Source organism: uncultured Salinisphaera sp. (genome assembly GCF_964012375.1).
Lineage (GTDB): Bacteria > Pseudomonadota > Gammaproteobacteria > Nevskiales > Salinisphaeraceae > Salinisphaera.
This window is the reverse complement of record NZ_CAXGSH010000016.1, coordinates 14,262-38,558: the sequence shown is the minus strand read 5'-3', so window position 1 is coordinate 38,558 and position 24,297 is coordinate 14,262. Positions and strand designations below refer to the sequence as shown.

The window sequence follows — 24,297 nt, the reverse complement described above, 5'->3', positions numbered from 1 at the left end:
GTCGAGCGCCGGGGCTGTGGTCAGCCCGGCGGTGAACAGGTTCTCGTGTGCCGTGTGCCTAGCTCAAAAAGCGCACGTACAGGTAACACAGCGACAACACCGCGAGCGTGATGATCGCAAGCGCACTCCAGGCGTTGAGCCATGCCGAGGGCCGATCCTCCGGCGCGACCGAAGCGCCGTTGATCGTGAAATGATTCAGCGCCGCCAGCAGCGGGCTGATCACCGCCGACGTAATCATGGCGAAGTTGATGAACAGCCAGAAGTTGCTCATCAGAAAATACAGAATGAGTACCGCCAGTAACGAGAGCGCCGCCATGGCCATATAGAGCTCGCCCTGGCGCTGCCCGACCCGAGCCTGCTCGGACTGCTGCTCGGATCGGTCGCGGGCCAGGCTTTCGAACACGGCGACCACCACGCGCGGAAAGCCGTCGAGCACGGTCAGCAGCGTGGTCAGTAGCACCGTGAAGATGGAAATGCCGACCACGAAACCGCTCCACGGCCCCAGCGTGGCGACATAAAGATCCACCACTTGGTTGGCAAACCCGACCGAGCCGGTGGCCAGATTGATGTTCTGGCTGTGCAGTACCCCGGCGCCCATGATCACGAAGCAGGCGGCAATGAGGGCAGAACCGATATAGCCGATATCGAAATCGGTTTTTTCCTGCCGGCTGTCGGCGCGGGCGCCGTTGGTGTCGTTACGCGCAAGCGACCACAGCGAGTTGACGATGGACAGCGACAGACCGGACGGCATGAAACCGAGTACCGCCACGAGCGTTACGAACGTGGTGTGGCTCAACAGCGGCGAAACGGCCGTGCTGGGGTAGAAGCTCCAGTCCACGTTCGGCAGTGCCAGCGCGGTGGCAATGATCGTGGTCACGCTGAGAATGGCGATGAAGAGCTTGTTGACGGCATCGACAATCGCATAGCCGCCGACATAGATGATCACGCAGCAGGCCGCAATGAGCACCGTGGCAAACGTCGGCGCGCTGAGCGGAATACCGAGCAGATTGCCGCCCACGCCGGCCGTGGTGATCGCAATCGCGGCCACGATGATCGCGAACACCGGGATCTGGACGAGGCCGAACAGGGCCACCACGGCTTTGCCGAACGTCTGTCGGTAGCCTTCGACAAGCGAATTGCCGGTCTTGCTCGCATAGAGCGGGCCGAAATAGAAGCAGGGATACTTGATCAGGATGGCGAGCAGGATGAAGGCCAGCAGGCCGGTGCCGTAATCAGCGCCCGCCCGTGTGGCCTGGACGACATGGGAGGTGCCAATCGCCGCGCCTGCGAACAGAAAACCCGGGCCGATGGCGGCCAGATACCGGGATCGCCGGGCAGCCGGCGGCGCCGCGTCCGATGACGTATACGGCTTACTGTGATGGTCACTCACTTCATATCTCCTCGAACGCACCGCTTCGCACCGGCCTCGGCTGGCTTGAGCAGCTGATATTTTATTGTATTTTCGCGATTTTTCGCGATTTTTGGTTATAGCGTGCCCGCTTCAGAACATGGGCGATCCCGGTATGTCAGCGATGCGGCGCCTCCGATACGAGTCGCGCGTGCTTGTACGGTCAGCTAGAAAAGCGAGGGCCGCGCGCACGTACTGCTGTGGCCGCCAGCGCGGCCGCGCACAACCGGCGCCGAGCGGCTTTGGGGCCGGGTTGGCTCATGGATGACATCTCCTGGGCACGCTGAAACGAAAACGAATCCGCCCATCACGCGGTCACGTGTTCTGGCGGGATGTTGTCGAATCGGGCTGTTTTTGTTTTGTCGCCTGCTTCAATACTATGCGTCGATGCGTGCGGGAATGGCGCATAACCAGGGCAAATTCGCGCAATAGCGCGTCGTCAGTGCATAAAAAATAGAATAGGCGCGTCGCTCATGCAGTTGGATAAATTCGACCGAAAGATCCTCGCTCATCTCCAGCGCGACGGCCGCCTGACGAGCAACGAACTGGCCGCGCTCGTCTCGCTGTCGCCGTCGCAGTGTTCGCGGCGCCGGGCACGGCTTGAAAAAGAGAGATTCATCCAGGGTTATCGCGCCGAACTGAGCTTCGACAAGCTCGGCTACGACATGCTGGCGATGATCTGGGTAACGCTGGCGACCCATAACCGCGACAACGCCACGCATTTTGCCGAGTTCCTGGCCGGCCTGCCGGAAGTGCTGGAGGCCCATGCCCTGACGGGCGATATGGACTATTTGCTGAAAGTGGCGACCACCGACCTGCAAGCGCTCTCGCGGCTGGTCAACGACCAGCTACTCGCGCACGAAACGGTAAACCACGTGAAAACGGCGATCGTGCTGCAGACGCTAAAAGACTATCAGGGCCTGCCGCTTACCTAAGGTCGCAGGAATACGAAATAGCCCAGAAAGATTACCGCCAGTGCGAGCATTAGCGGATGAATCTCGCGGTGGCGGCGCGCGGCGGCCATGGTGATCGGGTAGACGATAAAGCCGAGTGCGATGCCGGTGGCGATCGAATAGGTCAACGGCATCAACAGCACGGTGAGAAAGGCCGGCACGGCGGTTTCGAAGCGATCCCAGGCGATATGGCGCAGCGAGGCGGCCATGAGCACGCCCACCACGATCAGCGCCGGCGCGGTCACCGCTTGTGTAACCACCGCCAGCAGGGGCGAGAAGAACAGCGCCAGCAAAAACAGCAGGCCCACCACCACGGCCGTAAAGCCGCTGCGCCCGCCGGCCGCCACGCCCGAGGCGGATTCGATATAGGCGGTGGTCGAGGAGGTACCGATCAGGCCGCTCGCCGTGGTGGCCAGGGCATCGGCAAACAGGGCACGGTCGGCCCGTGGCAGCTTGTTGTCGCGAATCAGCCCGGCCTGGCGGGCCACGCCCATGAGCGTGCCGGCCGAGTCGAAGAAGTCCACGAACAGCATGGTGCCGATGACCACCGCCATCTGCGGGGTGAACAGATCCGGCAGGCGCGCAATGGCCGCCCCGGCGACCGGGCTGATATCCGGCACCGGGCTGACGATATGGGCGGGCAGGTCGATCAGCCCGGTGAGCATGCCCACGACAGCGGTGAGCGCCATGCCCAGAAAAATCGCGCTGGTCAGGCGCAGCGTCATCAACACGACGGTGGCCAGCAGGCCGAAGATCGCCAGCAGCGTCTGTGGGTCGGTCAGCGGGGCCAGGCCCACGAGCAGGGCATCGTCGTTGACGATGATGCCGGCATTGGTCAGGCCGATGAAGGCGATGAACAGGCCGATGCCGGCGGCCACGGCATGCTTGAGCTCGTCGGGAATGGCGTTGATCACCCGTTCGCGCAGGCGCGAGACGGTCAGGGCCATGAAGATCAGGCCGGAGACGAACGTACCGGCGAGGGCGGTCTGCCATTCGATGCCCATGCCGAGCACCACCGAGAAGGCAAAGAAGGCGTTCAGGCCCATGCCCGGCGCCTGGGCGATCGGATAGCGCGCCAGCAAACCCATCACCAGCGAGCCGAACGCCGCCGCCACGGCGGTGGCGGTGAACACCGCATCGCGAGGCATGCCCAGCCCGGCCGCGTCGGGCACCGAGGCCAGCGACAGCACCGCCGGGTTCACGAACAGGATATAGGCCATCGACAGGAACGTCGTCAGCCCGGCGATGCTCTCGGTACGCCAATTCGTGCCGAGGTTATCGAAATCGAAATAGCGGGCAATCGCGTTCACGGCGGATCCTGCGCTGGGGCCTGGGGGCGGTAGACGTTTTGATAGGGCGCGCATGATACAAAAAACATGCCGGCCAGGCCCCGGCTCTATCACCGGGTGGCGCGCAGGATGCGCTTCGCCCGCGATCCCGGTCAGGGCGACCCGGCTTCGGCACGTGGTCGACGGCGCTCCATCTGGCGGGCCAGACGGCTGCTGCGTGCCACGTCCGAGAGTGTGAGCACGCCCTCGACTTCGCGCGGGTGGCTCATCTTTCCGTCCGGCGTGACCAGCGCCACTTCGCACTTCGCCGCGCGCAGCCGGCCGACGATATCGAAGACCATGTCGTCGGCGGCGACGACGATATAGTCGGTTTCCATATGCTCGTCGGCCCAGCTGCGGATCTTCGCGCGTCGGGTGAGCCGATAATGGCGGCGGGTAGAAAAGATCGCCTGAATTTTCTGCTCGGCGTCGAGCACGAGCACGTTCGGGGCCTGGCGCCCGAAGCGCTTGAAGCGACGGCGGATTTCCGCCAGCCCGCGGTTGTTGCCCACCCGGATCACGCGCGGGTCGGCAAACTCCGAGGCCTTCTGCAGCATGAACAGATTGGTTTCCAGCGAGGCCGGCACCGGGTGGTTGCGCCGCGAGAGCTTGAAGGTATAGATCGTGTCCGCCATGAGGAACTGGCGAACGTAGTAGGCAATCGACACCACGATGATCATGGGAATGATCACGTGATAGTCGCGCGTCATTTCGAAGATGATCACGATCGCGGTCAGCGCTGCCCCGGTAGAGCTGGCTACTACCGCGGCCATGCCCAGGACCGCCATGGTGGCCACGTCGAGTTCGAACCAGGGCGCGAAATGCTGCATGGCCACGGCAAACGCGCCGCCGAGCGTCGCGCCCAGATACAGCGCCGGCGAAAACACGCCGCCGGAGGCGCCCGAGCCCAGGGTCAGCGAGGTGGCCAGCAGCTTGCCGACGAACAGCAGCAGCAACAGCCAGGGCGAGGTGAGCGCATTTTCCAGAATATCCTGGATCGTGGCATAGCCCACGCCCTCGACGTAGTACTCGCCGGTGAGCGTCATGAAGGCATACATCATCACGCCCACCAGCCCCATGCCGATCAGGTGGCGCGAATAGTCGTTGCCGGGCATGCGCTCGAACAGCCCCTCGAATACATAGATGCTGCGCGTGAACACCAGCGCCGCCAGGCCCATGAGGATGCCGAAAACCACATACACGCCGAACAGTTCCGGCGAGTTCAGGTCGAGTGCCTGATTGGCCAGCGCCGGAATATCGAAGGACGGGGTATTGCCGAACAGCGCCCGCCCGACGAAGGAGGCCGCGCCCGTGGCCAGGGCCACCGGAATGAGCGTACGCCCCGAGGTTTCCGGCAGGATGATTTCGATCGCGAACAGCAGCCCGCCGAGCGGGGCGTTGAAGGTAGCGGCAATGCCGGCCGCGGCACCGGCGGCGATCAGGGTATTGCGTTGCCATTCGCGTAGCAGCGTGACCTGGCCGATACTCGACCCCAGCGCCGAGCCGATCTGGATGATCGGGCCTTCCCGCCCCACCGCGCCGCCGGTGGCAATGGAAATCGAGGAGGCCAGCGCCTTCACCCCGGCCACGTTCGGGCGAATCACCCCGCCCTTGTAGTAGATGGCGTCGATGACTTCCGGCACGCCGTGGCCCTTGGCCTCCGGGGCGAAGTTCTGCACCAGAAAGGTCACCGCCACCGAGCCGAGCATGGGCACGATGATGATCCAGGCGCCGAACGGGCTCGCCGCGGTATGTTCGTTGGCGTCGTAGATGCGCGACAGCTCGCCGAAGAAGGCAAGGTTGTGGAATACGGCGATCAGGTCGCGGAATATCGATGCGCCGTAGCCGGCCGCCACGCCCACGCACACGGCCAGCAGGCTGAGTACGAGGCTGGAACGTTCGATAGTGCGCGACCGGGCCAATGCAATCCCTGCTTTGCTGGGTGTCGAGTCGGCCGCCGCGGCGACGGGTGTCGCGCGTGAAGCAGGTCTGGGTGGCCCGCTTCGCTGGGCATGCCGTTTGGCGGCCGTCCTGAGGTGTGTGGAGTATACAGCAACCCTGCCTCCAGACGAAGCCTCACGGGGCTGGTGTCGGGCTTGTGCAGGGGCTCGGCGGCGTCCCTGTTGGGCGCCGCCGAGCCTGTTCGAGGCGCGTCTCTACTTGTCGAACATATGCGTGGCATGGGTGATCGCGCCGCCGGCGCGGATGGCCGCTGCCACCACCGCCGTTTCGCTGAGTTCGGCGTCACTGGCGCCGGCGTCGCGTGCTGCCTGGGTATGCAATTCCAGGCAATAAGGGCACTGGGTGGTCATGGCCACGGCAAGCGCAATGAGTTGCTTGGTCTTGGCGTCGATCGCGCCTTCGGCGAACGCGGCCTTGTCGAATGCCCAGAATGCGTCCATGCCCTGGGGCGCGCCGCGGTCGAGCTGGCCGAGGCGTTCCAGATTCTTGCGGTCGTACATCTGCTCCTCCGATAGTGATTATGGGCGGTGCCGATGTTCTGGTTTGGTTCTGGCACCGCTGCAATCGACCCTGCGCGCACCGCGACGAAGCTGTCAACGCAACCAAGGTCGCGTTCGCGGGGAAACCTTGGCGCCGCCGGGGTGTCGGTGATAAAGCATTATTTCGAATGGAAAACGTCGCCATGCGATACCACGGCAAGATCAATCGCCCTGCCATCCGGATCGCCGTGCTCGTGCTGCTGATGCTGGCGTGCACGGCCGGTGTGGTGCTGGCCGCGGCCCAGGGCCAGTCCGGCCCGGCGGCCGGGCGGGCCGCCACACCCGACAACTTTGCCCACTATCGCGATACCGGCGCGGGCTATGCGTTTGATTATCCGCGGGCTCTGCTGCCCGCCGAAGCACAGGGCAACAGCGACACCCGGGTGTTGCAGGGGCAAGGGCTAAGCCTGCGTGTCTCCACCACGGCGCTGGGCGGGCGTTCGCTACGGGCGCTGGCCATGAATGCGCTGGACGATCCAAGCGCGGCCAGCGAAACCCGCAACACCGACGGCAGCGTGGTGCTGGTGCAGGACGAGCCGGGGGCCGAGCGCGCGGTCAAGGCGATCGCTCTGGCTGATGAGCGCGTGGCCGTGATGGTGGTTGACGGCGCCTCCGAGGCGGTCAGCGATACCATTCTGACGAGCTTCGTGCCCGTATCGGCCGCAGCGGCCGACCCCGAAGAAACCGATGCCGAGGCCCGCTATCGCAATCCCGAGCTGGGTTTTTCCATCGAACGGCCCAAGGGGGCGCAGGTATCGCGCGACGGCGACGACAGCGTGTCGTTCAAGGTGCTGGGCCCGGGCAATGCGGCCGCCAGTGAGATCAGTGACGGGTTCGTGCTCACCGTCATGCGCGACCACCGGCCCGGTATCGCGACCCTGGCCGAATACGCCGAAGCGGTGCGTGCCGACGGCGCCCCCAGCGCCGATACGCGCCGGGTGGGTGATTACGAGTCGCTGCACTACAGCACACAGAGCGAAATGGGCGATACGGTTTCGCATTGGCTGTATCGCATCGGCGAACAGCGCCAGTACCAGGTCACCGCAACGGTCAGCGGCGATCCGGACCGTTATCGCCGCCAGATCCAGACGATGCTCGAGAGTCTGCGCTTCGACTAGCCGGCGGGCGGCGCTGCGGCGTGGGGCGCGTGGCCAGGAAGGTGGCCACGCAGGCCAGGCCCAGGGTCACGCCGATCGCAAGCGGCCGATAGTCGATATGCCACCAGACGATAGCCGCGCTGGCGGCGATCATCGCCAGCGCGGTGATCTTGGCACGTAGCGTAAGCGCGCCTTCGCGTTCCCAGTTGACGATGGCCGGGCCGGCATAGCGGTTGGCGCGTATCCAGGCCGCGAAGCGCGGCGAGCCGCGCGAGGCCAGCGCCACGGCCGCGAGCATGAACGGCGTGGTGGGCAGCAGCGGTAGAAACACCCCGAGCACGCCGAGCGCGAACAGCAGCGCGGCCGCGGCGACCAGCAGATACTGCTTGAGCGTCATGCGCTCACGCATCGTGACCACGTCAGCGTTGGGTTAGAGTAGCGGCTGGGGCGAGGCATGGCGCGATGCTACGCCGCGTGTATCGGCGCTGTCATGCCGACGCAGGGCCGGTCCGGGTCGCGTCGTTCGTGTTTGGCAGGTATCGAGGTCAGGGAGAACATGGTGCACCGTCATAATGCCGAGCAGCTTTCGTCGAACGAGCAGCCGCCCGCCGACGGCCGTGGCCGGCGCGCGTCCACGCCCGTGGCTATTCCCTTCAAGGGCTGGCGCGATGTCGCGATGCGCGTCTATCACGCCTTCAACGACAACAACCTGTCGATCATCGCCGCCGGGGTATCGTTTTACGGACTGCTGGCCATCTTTCCGGGCATTGCCGCGTTCGTGGCCATTTACGGGCTGTTTCTGGATCCGGCCGGCGTGGTCGATCAGCTCAACCAGCTCGACGACGTGGTGCCGCCGGACGTGATTTCCACCGTCACCGGCCAGATGACCCAGATCGCCGCCAAGCCGCAGGCCTCGCTCGGGCTGGCGGCGTTCTTCACCCTGGGCCTGGCGCTGTGGAGCGCGCGCAAGGGCACCACCGCGCTGATGATCGCGCTGAACGTGGTCTATGCCGAGCGCGAAACCCGCAATTTCTTCGTCAAGATCGCGGTATCGCTGGCCCTGACCTTTGCCATCGTGCTCGGCCTGAGCGTGGTGGCGGTCATGGCGGCCGGCGTACCGCTGCTGTTCGCGGCCCTGGGCTTTGGCGACTGGATGGTGGCTGTCGGCCGGGGGCTGGGCCTGGGCGGTGCCGCGCTGGTGCTCATGACCGGCATCGCCGGGCTGTATCGCTATGCGCCCAGTCGTCGCCCGCCCAAATGGCGCTGGGTGTTCGTGGGCGCGGCCATCGTGACCGTGTTCTGGATACTCGGTTCGCTCGCGTTTTCGGTGTACGTGGCGTTTTCCAACACCTATTCGGCCACCTATGGCTCGCTCGGGGCCGTGGTGGTGGTGCTCACCTGGATGTATATCACCGTGCTGATCATGCTCATGGGCGGCGAGCTCAACGCCCAGCTGGAGTTCCAGACCGCGCACGACACCACCACCTCCGGCGGCAAACCGATGGGCGAACGCGGCGCCTTCGTGGCCGACAACATCGCCAAGCGCGCCGACGATATCGACTTTGAAGACAAAAAACCGGGGCCGGGCTGATGGCACACTGCGAAGATCTGTTCATTGCCAGTTCCGAAGCGCGGGACGAGCGTATCCACCTGCGCGAAAAGCGTTCGGACGCGCCCGCCGCCGATGCCCCGACCAAGGCCGTGCTGTTCGTACACGGCGCGACCTATCCCGGCGTGATGTTCGACGTGCCCACCAGCAGCTGGCTCGACCATGCGGTGGCCGACGGCTATAGCGCCTATGCGCTGGACGTGCGCGGCTACGGCGCCTCCACGCGCAGCCCGGTGCTCGACCAGCCCGCAAAAGACAACCCGCCCTTTGCCCGTGCGGAAAGCGCGGTGGCCGATATCGCCGACGCCATCGCCACCATTCGCGAACGGACCGGCGTGGACACCGTGGACCTGGTGGGCTGGTCCTGGGGCACGATGACCACCGGCATGTATGCCGCCAGCCGCCCGGGTACGATCAACCGGCTGGTGTTGTTCGCCCCGGTCTACAGCTGTGAGCGGCTCGACCGTATCAACGCCCTGGAAGATCGCGACAACCCCCACCGCCTGCGCCCGCTGGGTGCCTACCGCACGGAAAACGCCGAGCAGGCCCGCGAACGCTGGGATGCAGAAATCATCGCCGACGATCCGGACAGCTGGCGCGACCCGGCGGTCCTCGATCGCTGGTACGAGCAGATGCTGCGCGACGAACCGGCCGATTATGTGCGTGCCCCCAACGGCGTGCTCGTGGACCTATGGGAAGCCTTCAACGGCCGCGCCCGCTACGAAGCCGGCGATATCGACGTGCCGACGCTCGTGATTCGGGCCACTCAGGACGCGACCGCGATCCGCGACGACGCGCTGGGGCTCTTCGATCGGCTGGGCAGCGCCTATAAGCAGTACGACGAAATCGGTCGCGGCACGCACTTTTTGCTGCTCGAACGCCGTGCGCCGCAGCTGTTCGATCGTGTGAGCGCATTTCTGGCCAGTCCGCTGTCCACGGACTGACCCGGGCCGACCGCTAGTGCCCGTTTAGTGCCCGAAGCCGGGTCGGCGTTTTAGCCGAACACGGCACGCAGGATGAAGTAGAACACCGCGGTGAACAGCGCCGCGCCGGGCAGGGTGAGCAGCCAGCCGAGGAAGACGCGGCCGAGCACGCTCAAATCCAGCGCGCGAATGCCGCGGGCCAGGCCCACGCCGAGCACGCCGCCCACCAGCGTCTGGGTGGTGGATACCGGAATACCGAACCAGGTCGCCAGCACCACGGTGGTGGCCGCGGCCAGCTCCGCCGAAAAGCCGCGGGTGGGGGTGAGCGAGGTGATCTTGGCGCCGATGGTGCGAATCACCCGATGGCCGTAGGTGGCCAGCCCGAACACGATACCCACGCCGCCGAGCACCAGAACCCAGGCTGCCAGCTCCGATTCGCCGCCGATCTGGCCCGGGTTGTTCAGCACGTTGATGATGGCCGCGACCGGGCCGACGGCGTTGGCCACGTCGTTGGAGCCGTGCGCGAACGCCATGGTGGCCGCGGTGAATACCTGGGCGAAGCCGAACACGCGCTCCACGTTGCGATAACGATCGGAGCGCTGGTGGGTATCGAGCAGTTGTACCCGGTTGAGCAACAGTCGGCTGATCACCGCCGCGACAATGCCCAGTATGACCGCGCCGAGAATGCTCATCGGCGTCGACAGTTCCAGGCCGACATGGCTCAAGCCCTTCACCAGCGTGACCAGACAGATCACGAACCCGGCCAGAAACACGTACAACGGAATATAGCGGCGGGCGCCCTCGGCCGGATTGTCGTGGTTGAGCACCAGCCGGCGTATCGACTCGAACAGCAGAAAGGCGAGCGTGCCGGCAATGATCGGCGAGGCGATCCAGCTGGCCACGATCTTGCCGATCTCGGCCCAGTTGACCGGCTCCGTGCCCACCGAGACCAGGGCGAAGCCGAGAATACCGCCCACGATCGACTGGCCGGTGGATACCGGCATGCCCAGGGTCGAGGTCAGCAACAGAAAACAGCCGGCGCCGAGCAGCGCTGCGAGCATGCCGTAAACCAGTAGCTGCGGCGTATCGGCAAATACTTCCGGCCGGATCAGCCCGCCGCTGATGGTCTGGGTGACTTCGCCGCCCGCCAGCCAGGCGCCGAGAAACTCGAAAATGCCGGCGATGATCACCGCCTGGGTGATGGTGATCGCCCCCGATCCGACCGATGTGCCCATGGCATTGGCCACATCGTTCGCACCGATGCCCCACGCCATGAAGAAACCGAAAACGCACGCCAGAATGAGGAACAACTCGGCGTGCTGGGCGATGATCGACATCGGGCGATCCTTGTAACGAGGGCGCGGGCCCGAAAGTGTTTAGCGGGTGGCGAGAATCTGCAGGCGCGAGCCGGCGCGCTCGGCGCGATCCGCCACCGAGCCGATCGCATCGATCACACGGTAGATGAACATCATCTCCAGCGGTGGCAGTTCGCTTTCCAGCGGCAGCAGCTGGCGACGTATGGCCACCTGCTGCTGGTCCGAGGTGTTTTCCAGCCGCCCGAGCTCGGCGACCATGTCGGCGATGAGTTCGCCCACGCTGCGCCCGAAGCCGGAGTCCAGCAGCTCGCCGAGCTCCTCGAGCACCTTGCGTGCCTGCGCCACGCTGGCATGCGTGGTTTCCAGATAGGCACGAATCGGCGCCTGCAGAGCGTCCGGGAACTGCATACGCCGGCCCGTCATCAGCCCGGATATGTCTTTGATCTTGTTAACGATCTTGTCTTGAGCCTCGACCAGGACCAGCAGGTCGGCACGCGAGATCGGCAAGAACAGCGTGCTGGGCAGGTTGAGCCGGATACGATCCTTGAGATCGTCGGCCGCATGCTCGCAATCGTTGATCTGCTGATGCAGCGCCTCGGCTGCGTCCCAGTCACCGGCCTGGCTGTGCGCGATGAATTCCAGCAGCAGCGACGCGCCTTGTTCCACCTGGCGCATATGGTCGGTCAGGGCGCCGAAGGGCGACTTGCCGAACAGGCTTGGAAAAGGGCTGTTCTTGGTAGGATCCATGAAGGCTCCGGGTGAGTCGGCGGTTCATGCTCGGCGCACAGTATGTCAGTCGTATGACCGGCGCTGGTGACCTGCCGCATCATAGCGGTGGGTGTCCAGCCCGCGACGAACGGGCCTGGGCACGCGCTTTCGGCCTATGTCGCTGGTTTATAACGTCGTGGCAGGGAACGTTTGCGCTGAAATGTGTCCGATATGCTTCAGCGTACCTATCAGACGAATTTCTAACCCAATGCTCAACCCCGTACCGTCCGGCGTCGGTCGCAGCGCGCTATTGCGCTGGCTCGGCTGGCTTGTGATTGCCTACACCCTCGTGCTGTCGCTGGTGGCCCTGCGCTACCTCGACGTCGGGGATCTGGCCACCGGCGGCGCGGCCCGCAGCTTTGGCGTGGCGATGTTCTTTGCCCATTTTCTGTCGGTGGCACTCATCGGCCTGTTGCCGGTCATGCTGCTCGCCCTGCTGGTGCCGTACCGGCACGTGATCGTGCCGCTGGCCTGGGCAATCGGCGTGGTGCTGACCGGCCTGCTGCTGGTGGATACGCAGGTCTTTCAGCAATACCGGTTTCATCTGAACGGCGCCCTAGTGTCCTTATTCTTCTCGGGCGCCTCGGAAGAGACTTTCGAGTTTTCGCTGGCGATGAAGATTCAGGTGGCCCTCATTTGCCTGGGCGTGGCCGTCGCGCTCTGGGGCGTGGGCTGGGCCGTTTGGCGGCTGGTGGCTGCCACACGCCAGCGCCGCTTCGGCTACGGCATGGCGGCTGCCTGCGTGGCGCTGCTGCTGGGCACCAACCTGTTTCATGCCTATGCCGATGCCATGGGCGACGGCAACGTCACCCGCCAGACCCGTCTGCTGCCCGGCTACGAGCCGCTCACCGCGAAGGATTTCCTCGAAGAGCGCGGCTTCGACGTGGCCGAGGCCAGCTGGGGCGGCGATACCGCTCTGGACGGCTCCATCGACTATCCACGGGTGCCGCTGCAAACCGACGCCCCGGCCGAGCCGAAGAATATCGTGTTCATCGTCATCGACTCCTGGCGGTTCGATGCCATGAATGAACAGGTGTCGCCGCATATGGCGCGTTTCGCGGCCAATAACCAGCGCTTCATGAACCACTACAGCGGCGGCAACGCCACGCGTATCGGCATGTTCACGCTGTTCTACGGCATTCCCGGCACCTACTGGCACAGCATGTTGCAAACCAATACCCGGCCTGTGCTGGTCAGTCGTATGCTGGACCTGGGCTACGACTTCGGCATCTTTCGCAGCGCGCCGCTGTCTTCGCCCGAATTCCATCGCACCATCTTCTCCGGCATGAAAGAGCTGCGCATGGAATCCGAAGGCAACGATTCGCCCACGCGGGATATCGACGCCAACCGCGATTTCATCGACTATCTCGAACAACGCGATCCCGACGCCGAAAAACCCTTCTTCGGCATGGTCTTCTACGACTCGCCGCACGCCTACGACCTGCCGGACGATGCCCCGTGTCCGTTCCAGCCCAGCTGGGACAGCGTCAACTACCTAGCCCTGGACGAAGACACCGACCCCACCGGCCTGCACAACCTCTATCGCAACTCGGTGCATTTCGTGGACGGCCTCGTCGGCAAAACGCTGGACACGCTTGAAGCCAAGGGCCTGATGGACGACACCATCGTCGTCGTCACCGGCGACCACGGCCAGGAGTTCAACGATCTGGGCCTGAACTACTGGGGCCACAACGGCGACTACAGCCGCTACCAGACCCAGGTGCCCATGATCGTGCACTGGCCCGGCCGTACCGAGGCCGGCACCCAGACCGACTACATGACCAGCAGCCTCGACGTCGCGCCCACGCTGCTCGAGCACGCGCTCGGCGTGAACAATGCGTTTGACGCCACCAGCGTCGGCCACAACCTGTTCCAGCCGGCCGACCGTCTGCCGATGATCATGGCCCAGTACCGCGGCCATGCCGCGATGACCGAAAACGGCTTTATCGACTTCCCCGCTATCGGCCGCCCCGAAGCGCTGGACCGCGACTATCGGCCGCGTAAAGACAGTCCTTCACCGGCCGCTATTCAGGCCACGCTGGAACAGATGACGCGCTTTCGGGATACGGACTAGCCGTCGTGCAGGTCGCCGCGCCGTTTCAAACGAACGGCGACCAAACGTGCGGCAGAAAGCGATAGCCCGCGCCATCGGCCACCACATGGCCGATGCCGGGGAAGTCGATATGGTGGCCGGCGATCAGCTCGCCGCTCGCCGCCACCTCGGCGAACAGCGCCTGGCGCGAACGCACCGCCTGTTCGGGGTCGATATCGAACATCACCTGCGCATCCGGGCGCGGAAACTGAATCTGCGGCAGGTGCACGATATCCGCCGCGATCAACAGACTCTCGCCGTTGGATTCGATGCGATAACCGCTGTGGTCCGGCGTATGGCCGGGCAGCGGATAGCGCGTGATGCCGGGCCGGATGGCGTCGCTTTCGATGGCGCGCAGGTTCGCCGCGCAGGCATCAAACACCCGCTGTGCATTGGCGAAATGGCTACGCAGCATCTCGCCGGCATCCTCCGGCACCGCGCCGCGCCAGAAATCCAGCTCGCCGGCCGGCACGAGCACCTCGGCCTGGCCAAAGGCCAGGTTGTCGTCGCTATCGATCAGCCCGCCCAAATGATCGGGATGCGCGTGGGTCAGAATCACGCGGTCGATATCCGCAGACGTCAGCCCCATTTCGCCGAGCCCCGCGCCCAGCCGCGCACCTTCATCGCCCACCAGACCGCCCAGCCCGGTATCGATCAGAATCCGCTCGTCGCCCGTATTCACCAGATAACAGTTCAACGTGATCCTCGGCGGCGTCTGCCGCCGGCTCGCCGTGTGCAAGTCCTGCACCGTCGCCTCGTCCAGATTCGAGATCAGCCCGAACCCGCCCTGCAGATAGGCATCCTGAATCGTGGTGACGACGAAATCGCCCACGCGCAGATGGTGGATATTGGTGGATTGGGTCTGGGGTTGTTCGTGCGGCATGTCGTGTCGCTATGGGCGGGTCAATACGAACAGACTTGGTGATAATAGCGACGCTTTAAATACTGCTCAGGTAAGGAGCCTCGACTCGCGAGAAAACGCGTTTGGTAACGATCATCAATCAAAATCGATGATGCGAGGTCGCTCGAAGCGGTTAGGAAGTTGGAGGTCGGAAGTTTCAGCGCTGTCGAATCGCCCGGTGATTTGCGTGCCCAAGTGATTGGGCGCGATGGCCGACCAGTCCATTTGGTCGCGAAAATCGTGTCGATTGGGCGCTATTAACTCCTTACGGCGAAGACGTCCGGTAACGACGCCCGGCGCTATCTCGACCCGTGCCGCGAACTCAGCGATGGCGCTTGCCGAGAAATCTCTATCGGCGATGAACTCGTCCCAATCGACTGATGGGATCAGCGTTTCTTGAGCGTAAGAGTCAGCCTCGTCTTCCTGTTTGGCAACGTTTGGGTCAGCGATTCCTTCGAAATCCACGAATGTTTGTCGCTTCTGATGCTTGAGGATATGGCAAAGCTCGTGAAAGAGCGTGAACCAAAATATATCTGCCCATTTCCCTCGTAAGCTCATCATGAGCACGGCTTTGTTCTGCGATCGCATCCAGAAGGTTGCGCCCGTTAAATACGTCTTTTTCAAATGCGGCCGCAGTACGAGGGCAACGCCGCACTCCGCGAGGATTGCGCATAGCTCGGCAATTGCTTCTGCCGTATTACGATGGCTTACGAGTGCGCGAATGGCATTGACCCGAGCCTCGAGCTTTTGCCGGTCGAACGACGCTGTGAGGATTCTTTTTGCGTCGTGCTCGCCGCCTTTGATCCAGGCCGCGACGGCCAATTGCGAAGGTGCGCGGTGCTGCGCGTGTCGGAAAGCCGGCGCATAAGTACCCACGTTTTCAACATTAGCCAGGGAGGCAACGCCGAAGAAACGCCGTAGCTCTCTAATGCGTTCGTCTTGTTTGCGCGAGTAACTTACCCAGCCGAGGTCAGCCATTTCCTTGAATGGAAACTCGCGCATTAGCGGGCGCTCTTTTGTAAGCGCACACGCTTCTTCTTGGCGTGCGAGTGCGAGCCGGTACTCGCTCTCGAGTCCGGTCCAGATATGCGCCGGCACGCCTAGCACTGTTTCCAGCTGGATCGCAGTATCCGGCGTGATGGATTTAATTCCCTTGATGATTTCGTTGATTGCCTGCGCGGGGCGTCCGGTGCGTTGCGCAAGATCCTTCTGCGTCAGGCCGGCGTCCTCCAGCACTTCCTGCAGATATTCGCCGGGCGCGATCGCAAGATCGGAGTGAAGAGTCGTTTCAGTCGCCATAGTGCTTACTCACCTCCTCAATGCGAACAATCGTTAGCGAGTCGCCTTCGAGCGTGAAAATCAGTCGATAGAAGCCATTTAGTTTGACCGCATATTGGCCGTCGCGATCACCTTTCAATGGGTGACACCGCAAGACAGGCAGCGCGATCAGCTCGTCAATGTCGCGAGCGCTCTTGATGATATTGATACGAAGGACATAACGGCGGGCCACCTCGTCGCCGAATTTACGAACCGCTGTCTTCTGCCGCTCGTAGCATCTTTGGAGTTGGTTCGTTCTGAACCGTATCTCCATGACTTTCCCTGGTGCGGATGGGAGGGCACCCGTCCGTCACAGGCGCCAAGCGATTATTCACCCCTAGGGTGAAAATATCAACCAGGAGGCGGTAGCGAACTCTGAGAAGCCGGCGCGAACCGTGGTGAAGACAGGCTCGGCCACGGCCGCGCGGGTTACCAAAAAACCATCACGCGGCGGGGCTCTAGCTTATAGAGTGCGATGGGTCGCCTACGAAATGGCCCACACCTGTTTAAGGCGTTTCACGGTGTGATCCCATTTGGGCGTCTTTGGCTTGCAGACCGTGTTCTGGTTGCCGAACAGCCCGACCTCGTTAACCGCATTACGCCGGTCGACTGTGTACTCCCATTCCAAGGGCACAAGATATTCCGCGTTGTCATCCGAGCGCATTGCGTCGGCCTGTGGATAAGGCTCGGGTAGTTCGTCGGATGCGTACGTGCCGGAGCCATCCGGTGCCTTGAAGACGTAACGATCGGCGCGGACCTTGTCCCCCGCCACGCGGCCGACGCCCACGAAGCCGACGCCCGGCATGTTCACCCAGACACGGTCGCCCTCGGAGAGCATGTCCAGCGTACGTGAATACCAGAGCGCGCCGCCGCCGCCGATGAAGCCGAACTGCCGCGCGGCCTCCCACGGCCGATCCTCGCTAAACGAGACATAGTATTCGCCGTTCCATGTCTGTTTCGCGCCCGCTCGGCTGACCGCTCGATCCTGATTCTCCTCCGGGTCGATCATCCATGCCCGGCTCAGGTAATGATTGCCAGCGTCTTCAAAGGCGGAAAAGAACAGCGCATTGATCGCGATGTTGGCGTGGTCGTTCAGGTAGTTGATGATTCGCTCGGTGCTGGCGTCCAGCTTGGTGGCGACCACGACCAGCTGATGGGCGCTGTTGAGCTGAATATCGGTGCTATCGAGTGGCACGCCGAAGCGGTGTTCGAAGGCGGCCTCCAAAGAATCGTGAGTCCGCCCGTAGCGCTCGGCGAACTCGCGATAGATCTCGCCGATCTGAGAGGCGTCCAGATCGACGACCCACGAGGCGTAATCGATCGCCTGGGCCACCACCTCGCGCGGTGTCTTGTTGCGTTTGAGCTCGATGATGATGACGTTGCCATCGCCGTCCAGCGCCAGCAGGTCGATGAACTTGTCGAAGTCGGTCCGTACCTGCCGGCCGATCAGCAGCCAGTCCGCGTCGAGGATGGCAATGTCGTGCATCACTTGCTCTTCGAGCAGCGACTCGTCGGACAGCCCACTCGGCTGGAGCTTCTCCGGCTTGTCGCCGATCTTCCAGATGCCTTGTTCGATGGCCATAGGTAGCGCTAGCGATTCGTGGTTAGTGAATGGCTTGTTCGACGACGGCGTCTGCCGTTCTCCAGCGGGTTTTGCTGACTTGGAGTAGGCGAGCTTTGAGTTGATCGCAAAATGAAAAAAGCTCGTCAATTCTCTTAACGATACGTTTCTGCTCTCGTAACGGCGGTAAGGGGAATGCGTATAACGCTACACTGTTCGCAGAAAGGTTGGGTTGCGCTGAACCGTTGTTAAAGCGAGCGATTTGATCGCGTCCAAAGGGGCTAATTAAATAATAAAAAATGTAGCGTTGCATCGCCGGGATATGGGGGCGCACGATCATCAGCGATGACGCGATTGCTCCAGTAGAGTAAGGGGACACGCTAGCCGTCTTGCCTAGGGTCGCGCCGCGTAAGCAATAAACTAAGTCATTCGTCCGAATTTTACCGCTTTTTAGGTGGTTGAATTTCTCTTCAGTTATGAAATTCATATTCGATTTAGAAAGCGTTCCATCCTTCTGGATGTGCCCGGTATTGATCCAAGGTAAGCCTTCGCGAACATATTCATCGCGGTTTGGATAATTTTTGCTCCTGTCGCCATTTATTAGTGTATTAATGTGACCAAATTTTACCCATAGCCAATTATTAGGGATTTTGAATTGTTTTTCATTTGACGTAATATCTGGCAGGGATTTGTTTTTAATGTTATTAGTATTGATGTTTTTGAACAGTACCGACGCGGGCTCGTCATTTGCTGATTGCTTCGCGATACGACCCATAATGCCAAGTTGAAGAATGGTCTGCTTTAGCCGCTCAATGCTCTGTTCGGTCGTAAACAACATGTCGAAGTGGGCGGCGAGGCGGGCCCAGTTTTCGGACAGTTCGTCGGCGTCGTTGGATTGCGTGAGCGTTTCGAGCAGGGAGTCGACGAGCGTTTCGTGGGCGGCGTGCTGATCGCGGGTCTGCTGCTCCAGCCGGTCGCAGAGCGCCATAAGTTCGTCGACTTTCTGGACGATGCGGTGTTGTTCGTTCTCCGGAGGTAGTGGCAATAGGGCCAATCTAGCTTTGTCAGTGCCAAGCCGCGGAAGGTTCATCCCGTGAGTTGAGCTATTGGCGTAGTTTTTAAAGGCGGGAGATTTAAGAGCGAGCTGTAAGTAGTCCGGCGCCAAGCCGTAAAATCCTCTTAAGGGCACGATTTCAGTTGTGCAAACACCACATTCATCCGCGACGACTACTTTATCTAGATAAGGCCTGAGCTTGCCGTAAAGCACGTCGTTTTTTTGGAAGCGATTCTTCGAGCTCTTGAAAGGGCGCTGATCTTGGCGAATTTTTTTTACAAGTCGAGAACTCTCTTTTTCGATGTCCTCAAGCTCAAGAACCCAGGTCTCACCGCTGACGTCGTTTGGCTCTGCTTTCTCGGTTATGCCGTAGTTCGTGGCCTCGCCTAATCTTATCCACGCCCAATTCGGTGGTAAGCAGTATGGTTGATCCGCTACGTCTATTTGCGGTAGCCGTTTCAGCCGCTTGATCGCGCCCGTCTTTACTAGTTGCTCTCGTTCTGCGGCTATTTTTATAGCGAGGTTTGACGCGGACTCATCTGTTGGTTCCTGCTGTAATAATTTGCCGCGCACTGCTAGATCAGCAATCAGTTCGCGTAGTTTTTTAATTCCTGTTAATTCAATTCCGTTCTGGCTACCGCGCCCGCCGGTCGACTTGGTGGTAACCGCCCCAGTCCACAGATCAAGGTGCTCGGTAATGAACTGCTCTGCACTCATGCCGAACGCCGCTCCTGTTCGGGGTCTTCCTTCCGCGCCAGCGCGTCGCCCAAGATGGTCTTTAGCTCGTCGCGCAGCGCTTGAATTTCGGCCTGCTGCTGTTCGTATCGCGCCAGTAGCTCGTCCGGATCGTGGATTTCTTCCTTGGCCTGGAACGGGTTCTTGATGTCCAGGTTGTAGTTCCGCTCGCGGATGTCGTCGATCGAGACGTTCCAGGCGTGTTCGGTTTCTATGCGGGCGGCGAAGCCATCGGCCTCGGTGCCCCACCAGTCGATCTCGGCCTGGAATTCCTCGAACCGCATGGGCTTGGTCTTGCTGTAGTTCTTGTAGCCCTCGGGATAGGGGTGTTCGTAGTACCAGACGGTTTCGGTCGGCTGGCCCTTGGTGAAGAACAGCAGGTTGGTCTTGATGCCGGTGTAGGGGTTGAACACGCCGTTGGGCAGGCGAACGATGGTGTGCAGGTTGCACTCCTCGAGCAGCTTTTCCTTGAGGCGGGTCTTCATGCCTTCGCCGAACAGAAAGCCGTCCGGCAGCACGATAGCGGCACGGCCGCCTTTCTTGAGTAGTTGCAGGAACAGCGTGAGGAACAGGTCGGCCGTTTCGCGGGTGCGGAACGCCTGCGGAAAGTTGTCCTCGATGCCGTCTTCTTCCATGCCGCCGAAGGGCGGATTGGCGATGATCGTATCCACCCGGTGTTTCGGCCCCCAGCCGATCAGCGGGTAGGACAGGGCGTTGTCATGCTGGATCTGGCTCGGTGTATCGATGCCGTGCAGGATGAGATTCGTGGTCGCGAGCAGATGGGGCAGCGGTTTCTTTTCGATGCCGCGGATGGTGCTTGCGATCGTCTCTTCGTCCTGCGGGGTTTGTACGTAGTGACGGCGTTTATGCTCGATGGCGCCGGTTAAGAAGCCACCGGTGCCGCAGGCCGGGTCCATCACGGTTTCGTCCAGCTTGGGGTCCACTCGGCTGACCATGAATTCGGTCACGGCACGTGGGGTATAGAACTCGCCCGCGTTGCCGGCGCTTTGCAGATCCTTGAGGATCTGTTCGTAGAGGTCGCCCAGATCGTGGCGCTCGCTGGATTTGTTGAAGTCGACGCCTTCCTGGATCTTGTTCACGACCTGCCGCAGAAGCTGGCCGGACTTCATGTAGTTGTAGGCATCTTCGAAGACGTTGCGGATGACCACGCCCCGGTAATCGTCGCCTTGCGCCTGCAGGTTCTGCAGGCCGGGGAAGAGCGTGTTGTCCACAAAGGCCTTGAGCTTGTCGCCGGTATCACCTTCCGGATCGGCCGCCCAGTTGCGCCAGCGCAGGTGCTCGGGCAGCGGCGAGCGGTAGTCGTCGTCGAAGGTTTCCCATTCGGTCTCGCGATCGTCGTAGATCTTGAGAAAGAGCATCCACACGAGCTGACCAATGCGCTGTGCGTCGCCGTCGACGCCGACATCCTTGCGCATGATGTCCTGGATGGATTTTACGGTCGTGCTTATGGACATGTCTTTGATTCGAAAACTCGTTCGCGATGATGTTCTAGGTACCGAGCGTGCGCCGGCTCAAGGCGGCGCAGGCGCATATCGGAGCGGATGCCGAAGGCTGCCGCGTCGGCGAACTGACGGCTGATGCGGATTGCGCCGCTCTCTTCGAAAGTGATCAGTCCGGCATCGAAAGCTGCGTCTAGGTTCGCGGTCAACAGCAGGCCATTGTAAACGTCGAGTCGCTCTTCATTGGTCGAAACCTTCCACGGTTTGGCGTGAGAGGCGCGGAGCATGGCGAGGTTATTGGCACCGGTGACAGCGCAGCTGCTCCAGTAGTCGATAAGCGATTTCCGGAATTTGCCTTGGTCGAGTCGGGCGTCGATGAGTGCTTTGCGGGTGGTGCTGTCTGAGGGTAAATCTTTCAGCTGCTCATCGATTTCGTCGTAGGCGGTTAGACCGCTTTGATAGGCCGCGGGATCAATGACCGCGAGTAGCGCGTGTAATGCTGCTTCCGAGGCGATACTTGTCTCGAAGCCATAGGTGATTTCCTCTTTGCCGGTATGAAGGCGCTTGGCATAACCTGCCATATTCGAGTTGTGGTATGGCTTCAGCCAGTCGACCGAGATGCCCTCAATCTCGTTGATTTGAGTGCTTTTGGCCTTCAGCGCCGGGTTCAGAACAAGCGGTGCGTCACTCATGGCGACGGAACCGTCCTTCCCGGCCGTCTTGAGATAGACGCGTACGCCGTCCGCAGTTTCCAGCCCTTTTATACGAGGCCGATCGCGTTCAACCTGTAGTCCTACGCGCTCTAGCGCGCGCCGGATCTGATGTGAGTCGAGCATTTAGGCATATAACTCCTGTTCGAGATCGCGCACGGCGGCGAAGTATTCGTCTTTGCCGCCGAATGCGTTGATCAATTCGATGGGCGAACCCATCCGGTTGAATGGATCGAGCTTGAGGACCTTCACGTCCTCGATGTGCTCGATTCCGGTATCGGTGTACTTGGTGAGCAGCGCATCGAGCACCGCGCGGCTGGCGCCTTCATAGCGGTTGAAATAGTCGTTCTTGCGAACCTGCGCGGCGCGCTCGCGGCGACTCAAGGGTGGCTGGTCGTAGACGATATGGCAGATCACGTCGAAGGGATCGGGTTCGGCCCCCAGTTTCTTTTGCACGTCCTCGATGAGGTCGTGCCAGAACACGCCGTTCTCGGCCAGTTCGTCGATGATGGCCTGCTTGCGTTCCGCTGCATTCCACTGGCGCAGGAAGTCTTCCAGCGAGGTGAATTGCTCGCGAACCTTCTTGCGGGTGTAGTCCTTGAGGCTTTCTGTTATCAGCTTGCCGTCCGGGCCCAGATACTGAACGCGCTCGGCGACGACATTCACCTCCACGTTATCGACCACGTAACGGGTGCGGCCGGTCTTTTTCTGGTCGTCTGGATGCCAGTCGGTATCGTCGGACGCCCATTGTTCGCCGGGCTCGGCGCCATAGACTGCCGCATCTTCAGCGATGGCAGGCATATCGGGGCTGTCGGTTTCTTCGTCATCCGGAACGACGGATTCGCCACTGGTGGGTTCGTAGACTTTGACCGGGTCGCCGTCGAAGTCCGGGTCCGCGAACAGCTCGGTCGCTTTCTTGAAGTCCAGAATCGTGAACCAGTGCTTGTTGAACTCGTCGTTGATGCGCGTGCCGCGTCCGATGATCTGCTTGAATTCGGTCATGGACTGAATGCGCTGGTCGAGCACGATGAGCTTGCAGGTCTGGGCGTCGACGCCGGTCGTCATCAGCTTGCTGGTGGTTGCGATGACGGGGTATGGCTCTTCAGGATTGATGAAGTTGTCTAGCTCGGCCTTGCCTTCGGCTTCGTCGCCGGTAATGCGCATCACGTATTTGCGATTCTCGCGGACGCGTTCCGGGTTGAGGTTGATCAGAGCCTGTCGCATGCGTTCGGCGTGGTCGATGTCCTCACAGAAGACGATGGTCTTTTGGTACGGGTCTGTCCGGGTGAGGAACTCCGTCACCTTGGATGCGACCGCCAGCGTCCTTTTTTCCAACACCAGGCTGCGGTCGAAGTCTTTCTGGTTGTAGATTCGGTCTTCGATCAGGTGGCCATGCTTGTCGGTCTGACCTTCGCTTGGGCGCCAGCCTTGCAGGTCTTTGTCGAGGTCGATACGGACCACCTTGTATGGTGCGAGAAAGCCGTCTTCGATGCCTTGCCTGAGCGAATAGGTGTAGACCGGCTCGCCGAAATAATCGATGTTGGATACGGCTTTGGTTTCTTTCGGCGTCGCGGTGAGGCCGATATGCGTGGCGTTGGAGAAGTGGTCGAGAATGCGGCGCCACGCGGAGTCCGCGTCCGCGCTGCCTCGATGGCATTCGTCGATCACGATGAGATCGAAGAAATCCTCCGAGAATTGCTTGTAGATGTTCTTGTCTTCTTCGCTGCCCGATACGGCCTGATAGAGGGCGAGATATATCTCGTAGGATTTGTCGACCGTACGGTTCGTGACCTTGGTCATGGCCTGCCCGAACGGCTTGAAATCGTTGTTCTTTGCCTGGTTGACGAGCACGTTGCGATCGGCGAGAAACAGAATGCGTTTCTTTTCGCCCGCTTTCCAAAGACGCCAGATGATCTGGAAGGCCGTGAAGGTCTTGCCGGTACCCGTGGCCATTACCAGCAGGATGCGATCCTGGCCTCTGGCAATGGCTTCGACAGTGCGGTTGATAGCGATCGTCTGGTAGTAGCGCGGCGTTCGGCCGCTTCCGTCGTCGTAGTACGGTTCTTCAATGATCGGCTGCTCGGCTTGCCCGATGCCCTTGTATTGGCAATAGCGTTGCCAGAGCTCGCCAGGCGTTGGGAATTCATCGAGCGAAAGCGACGTTTCGGTCTGGTCGGATAACCCTGTGCGGTCGTGGAAAACAAAGCCGTCGCCGTTGCTTGTGAACACGAACGGTACGTCGAGTGCGTCGCTGTAGGACAGCGCCTGTTGCATGCCGTCGCCTGGCGCGTGCGTGTTGTCCTTGGCTTCGATGACCGCGATGGGCTGATTCTTCTGATAACTCAGCACATAATCGGCGCGGCGGCGTTGCCCTCGTGCATGCAGTCGCCCACGGACGATAATACGGCCCGCTGTGAAGGACTTCTCCTCTCGAATCTGGGTCTGCAGATCCCAGCCAGCGCGTGTGAGCGCTGGCGTGATGAACTTGCTACAGATATCGCGTTCGGTTAAACCGCGCTTGTCCACTTCTCCCCCAAACCAACATGCTTTGCCCGCCCGACTGG

Annotated in this window: 20 protein-coding genes; 5 read left to right on the top strand and 15 right to left on the bottom strand. The window is 61.6% G+C overall.

The window, feature by feature from the left end; all coding sequences use genetic code 11:
* Nucleotides 1-58: 58 nt before the first annotated feature.
* Nucleotides 59-1,390, bottom strand: coding sequence for a divalent metal cation transporter (locus tag ABNU97_RS04715; RefSeq protein ID WP_348765596.1), 1,332 nt, complete (start codon nucleotides 1,388-1,390; stop codon nucleotides 59-61).
* A 491-nt stretch (nucleotides 1,391-1,881) separates the two neighbouring features.
* Between ABNU97_RS04715 and ABNU97_RS04710 the strand changes: the two genes are divergently transcribed.
* Nucleotides 1,882-2,343, top strand: a complete 462-nt coding sequence (locus ABNU97_RS04710) for an Lrp/AsnC family transcriptional regulator (protein ID WP_348765595.1) — start codon at nucleotides 1,882-1,884, stop codon at nucleotides 2,341-2,343.
* Here the strand turns inward: ABNU97_RS04710 and ABNU97_RS04705 are convergent.
* From ABNU97_RS04705 to ABNU97_RS04695, 3 genes are all read right to left on the bottom strand, one after another.
* Nucleotides 2,340-3,662, bottom strand: coding sequence for an NCS2 family permease (locus ABNU97_RS04705; protein ID WP_348765605.1), 1,323 nt, complete (start codon nucleotides 3,660-3,662; stop codon nucleotides 2,340-2,342). The two genes, ABNU97_RS04710 and ABNU97_RS04705, sit on opposite strands and share 4 nt — an antisense overlap.
* A 140-nt stretch (nucleotides 3,663-3,802) precedes the next feature.
* Nucleotides 3,803-5,611 carry a chloride channel protein gene (locus ABNU97_RS04700; RefSeq protein ID WP_348765594.1) on the bottom strand — a complete coding sequence of 603 codons (1,809 nt, stop codon included), beginning with the start codon at nucleotides 5,609-5,611 and terminating at the stop codon, nucleotides 3,803-3,805.
* A gap of 234 nt (nucleotides 5,612-5,845) precedes the next feature.
* Nucleotides 5,846-6,151 carry a carboxymuconolactone decarboxylase family protein gene (locus tag ABNU97_RS04695; protein ID WP_348765593.1) on the bottom strand — a complete coding sequence of 102 codons (306 nt, stop codon included), beginning with the start codon at nucleotides 6,149-6,151 and terminating at the stop codon, nucleotides 5,846-5,848.
* A gap of 167 nt (nucleotides 6,152-6,318) precedes the next feature.
* On the opposite strand from ABNU97_RS04695, the gene ABNU97_RS04690 reads away from it, so the two are divergent.
* Entirely contained in the window at nucleotides 6,319-7,308 is a 990-nt protein-coding gene (locus ABNU97_RS04690) for a hypothetical protein (RefSeq protein ID WP_348765592.1), read from the top strand.
* Here ABNU97_RS04690 and ABNU97_RS04685 read toward each other — a convergent pair.
* Complete coding sequence (locus ABNU97_RS04685; protein WP_348765604.1) at nucleotides 7,241-7,696, bottom strand: YbaN family protein; 456 nt, start codon at nucleotides 7,694-7,696, stop codon at nucleotides 7,241-7,243. The two genes, ABNU97_RS04690 and ABNU97_RS04685, sit on opposite strands and share 68 nt — an antisense overlap.
* 147 nt (nucleotides 7,697-7,843) lie before the next feature.
* On the opposite strand from ABNU97_RS04685, the gene ABNU97_RS04680 reads away from it, so the two are divergent.
* Both ABNU97_RS04680 and ABNU97_RS04675 read left to right on the top strand, forming a co-directional pair.
* Nucleotides 7,844-8,878 carry a YihY/virulence factor BrkB family protein gene (locus ABNU97_RS04680; protein ID WP_348765591.1) on the top strand — a complete coding sequence of 345 codons (1,035 nt, stop codon included), beginning with the start codon at nucleotides 7,844-7,846 and terminating at the stop codon, nucleotides 8,876-8,878.
* Nucleotides 8,878-9,840, top strand: coding sequence for an alpha/beta fold hydrolase (locus ABNU97_RS04675; protein WP_348765590.1), 963 nt, complete (start codon nucleotides 8,878-8,880; stop codon nucleotides 9,838-9,840). Before ABNU97_RS04680 ends, ABNU97_RS04675 begins: the two co-directional genes overlap by 1 nt.
* A gap of 50 nt (nucleotides 9,841-9,890) precedes the next feature.
* Here the strand turns inward: ABNU97_RS04675 and ABNU97_RS04670 are convergent, their stop codons facing one another.
* Both ABNU97_RS04670 and ABNU97_RS04665 read right to left on the bottom strand, forming a co-directional pair.
* Nucleotides 9,891-11,156 carry an inorganic phosphate transporter gene (locus ABNU97_RS04670; protein ID WP_348765589.1) on the bottom strand — a complete coding sequence of 422 codons (1,266 nt, stop codon included), beginning with the start codon at nucleotides 11,154-11,156 and terminating at the stop codon, nucleotides 9,891-9,893.
* Between the two features lie 39 nt (nucleotides 11,157-11,195).
* Nucleotides 11,196-11,882 carry a TIGR00153 family protein gene (locus ABNU97_RS04665; protein WP_348765588.1) on the bottom strand — a complete coding sequence of 229 codons (687 nt, stop codon included), beginning with the start codon at nucleotides 11,880-11,882 and terminating at the stop codon, nucleotides 11,196-11,198.
* A gap of 229 nt (nucleotides 11,883-12,111) precedes the next feature.
* Here ABNU97_RS04665 and ABNU97_RS04660 point away from each other — a divergent pair, with 229 nt between their 5' ends.
* On the top strand, nucleotides 12,112-13,977 hold the full coding sequence (locus tag ABNU97_RS04660) for a DUF3413 domain-containing protein (protein ID WP_348765587.1): 1,866 nt from the start codon (nucleotides 12,112-12,114) through the stop codon (nucleotides 13,975-13,977).
* A 25-nt stretch (nucleotides 13,978-14,002) separates the two neighbouring features.
* Here the strand turns inward: ABNU97_RS04660 and ABNU97_RS04655 are convergent, their stop codons facing one another.
* The 8 genes from ABNU97_RS04655 to ABNU97_RS04620 form a co-directional block, all read right to left on the bottom strand.
* The gene (locus ABNU97_RS04655; RefSeq protein ID WP_348765586.1) at nucleotides 14,003-14,878 is read right to left on the bottom strand and encodes an MBL fold metallo-hydrolase; all 876 of its coding nucleotides are present in this window, start codon (nucleotides 14,876-14,878) and stop codon (nucleotides 14,003-14,005) included.
* Nucleotides 14,879-14,992: 114 nt separating this feature from the next.
* Nucleotides 14,993-16,195 carry a HigA family addiction module antitoxin gene (locus ABNU97_RS04650; RefSeq protein WP_348765585.1) on the bottom strand — a complete coding sequence of 401 codons (1,203 nt, stop codon included), beginning with the start codon at nucleotides 16,193-16,195 and terminating at the stop codon, nucleotides 14,993-14,995.
* Nucleotides 16,185-16,487, bottom strand: a complete 303-nt coding sequence (locus ABNU97_RS04645; protein ID WP_348765584.1) for a type II toxin-antitoxin system RelE/ParE family toxin — start codon at nucleotides 16,485-16,487, stop codon at nucleotides 16,185-16,187. The genes ABNU97_RS04650 and ABNU97_RS04645 overlap by 11 nt, the downstream gene beginning before the upstream one ends.
* A gap of 210 nt (nucleotides 16,488-16,697) precedes the next feature.
* On the bottom strand, nucleotides 16,698-17,924 hold the full coding sequence (locus ABNU97_RS04640; RefSeq protein WP_348765583.1) for a hypothetical protein: 1,227 nt from the start codon (nucleotides 17,922-17,924) through the stop codon (nucleotides 16,698-16,700).
* Entirely contained in the window at nucleotides 17,818-19,545 is a 1,728-nt protein-coding gene (locus ABNU97_RS04635) for a restriction endonuclease subunit S (RefSeq protein ID WP_348765582.1), read from the bottom strand. Before ABNU97_RS04635 ends, ABNU97_RS04640 begins: the two co-directional genes overlap by 107 nt.
* Nucleotides 19,542-21,038 (bottom strand): class I SAM-dependent DNA methyltransferase, encoded by a 1,497-nt coding sequence (locus tag ABNU97_RS04630; RefSeq protein WP_348765581.1) that lies wholly within the window; start codon nucleotides 21,036-21,038, stop codon nucleotides 19,542-19,544. Before ABNU97_RS04630 ends, ABNU97_RS04635 begins: the two co-directional genes overlap by 4 nt.
* Nucleotides 21,029-21,859 (bottom strand): HNH endonuclease signature motif containing protein, encoded by an 831-nt coding sequence (locus ABNU97_RS04625; protein ID WP_348765580.1) that lies wholly within the window; start codon nucleotides 21,857-21,859, stop codon nucleotides 21,029-21,031. Before ABNU97_RS04625 ends, ABNU97_RS04630 begins: the two co-directional genes overlap by 10 nt.
* A complete protein-coding gene (locus tag ABNU97_RS04620) occupies nucleotides 21,860-24,259 on the bottom strand; it encodes a DEAD/DEAH box helicase family protein (protein WP_348765579.1) in 2,400 nt (799 codons plus the stop codon).
* Nucleotides 24,260-24,297: the final 38 nt, after the last annotated feature.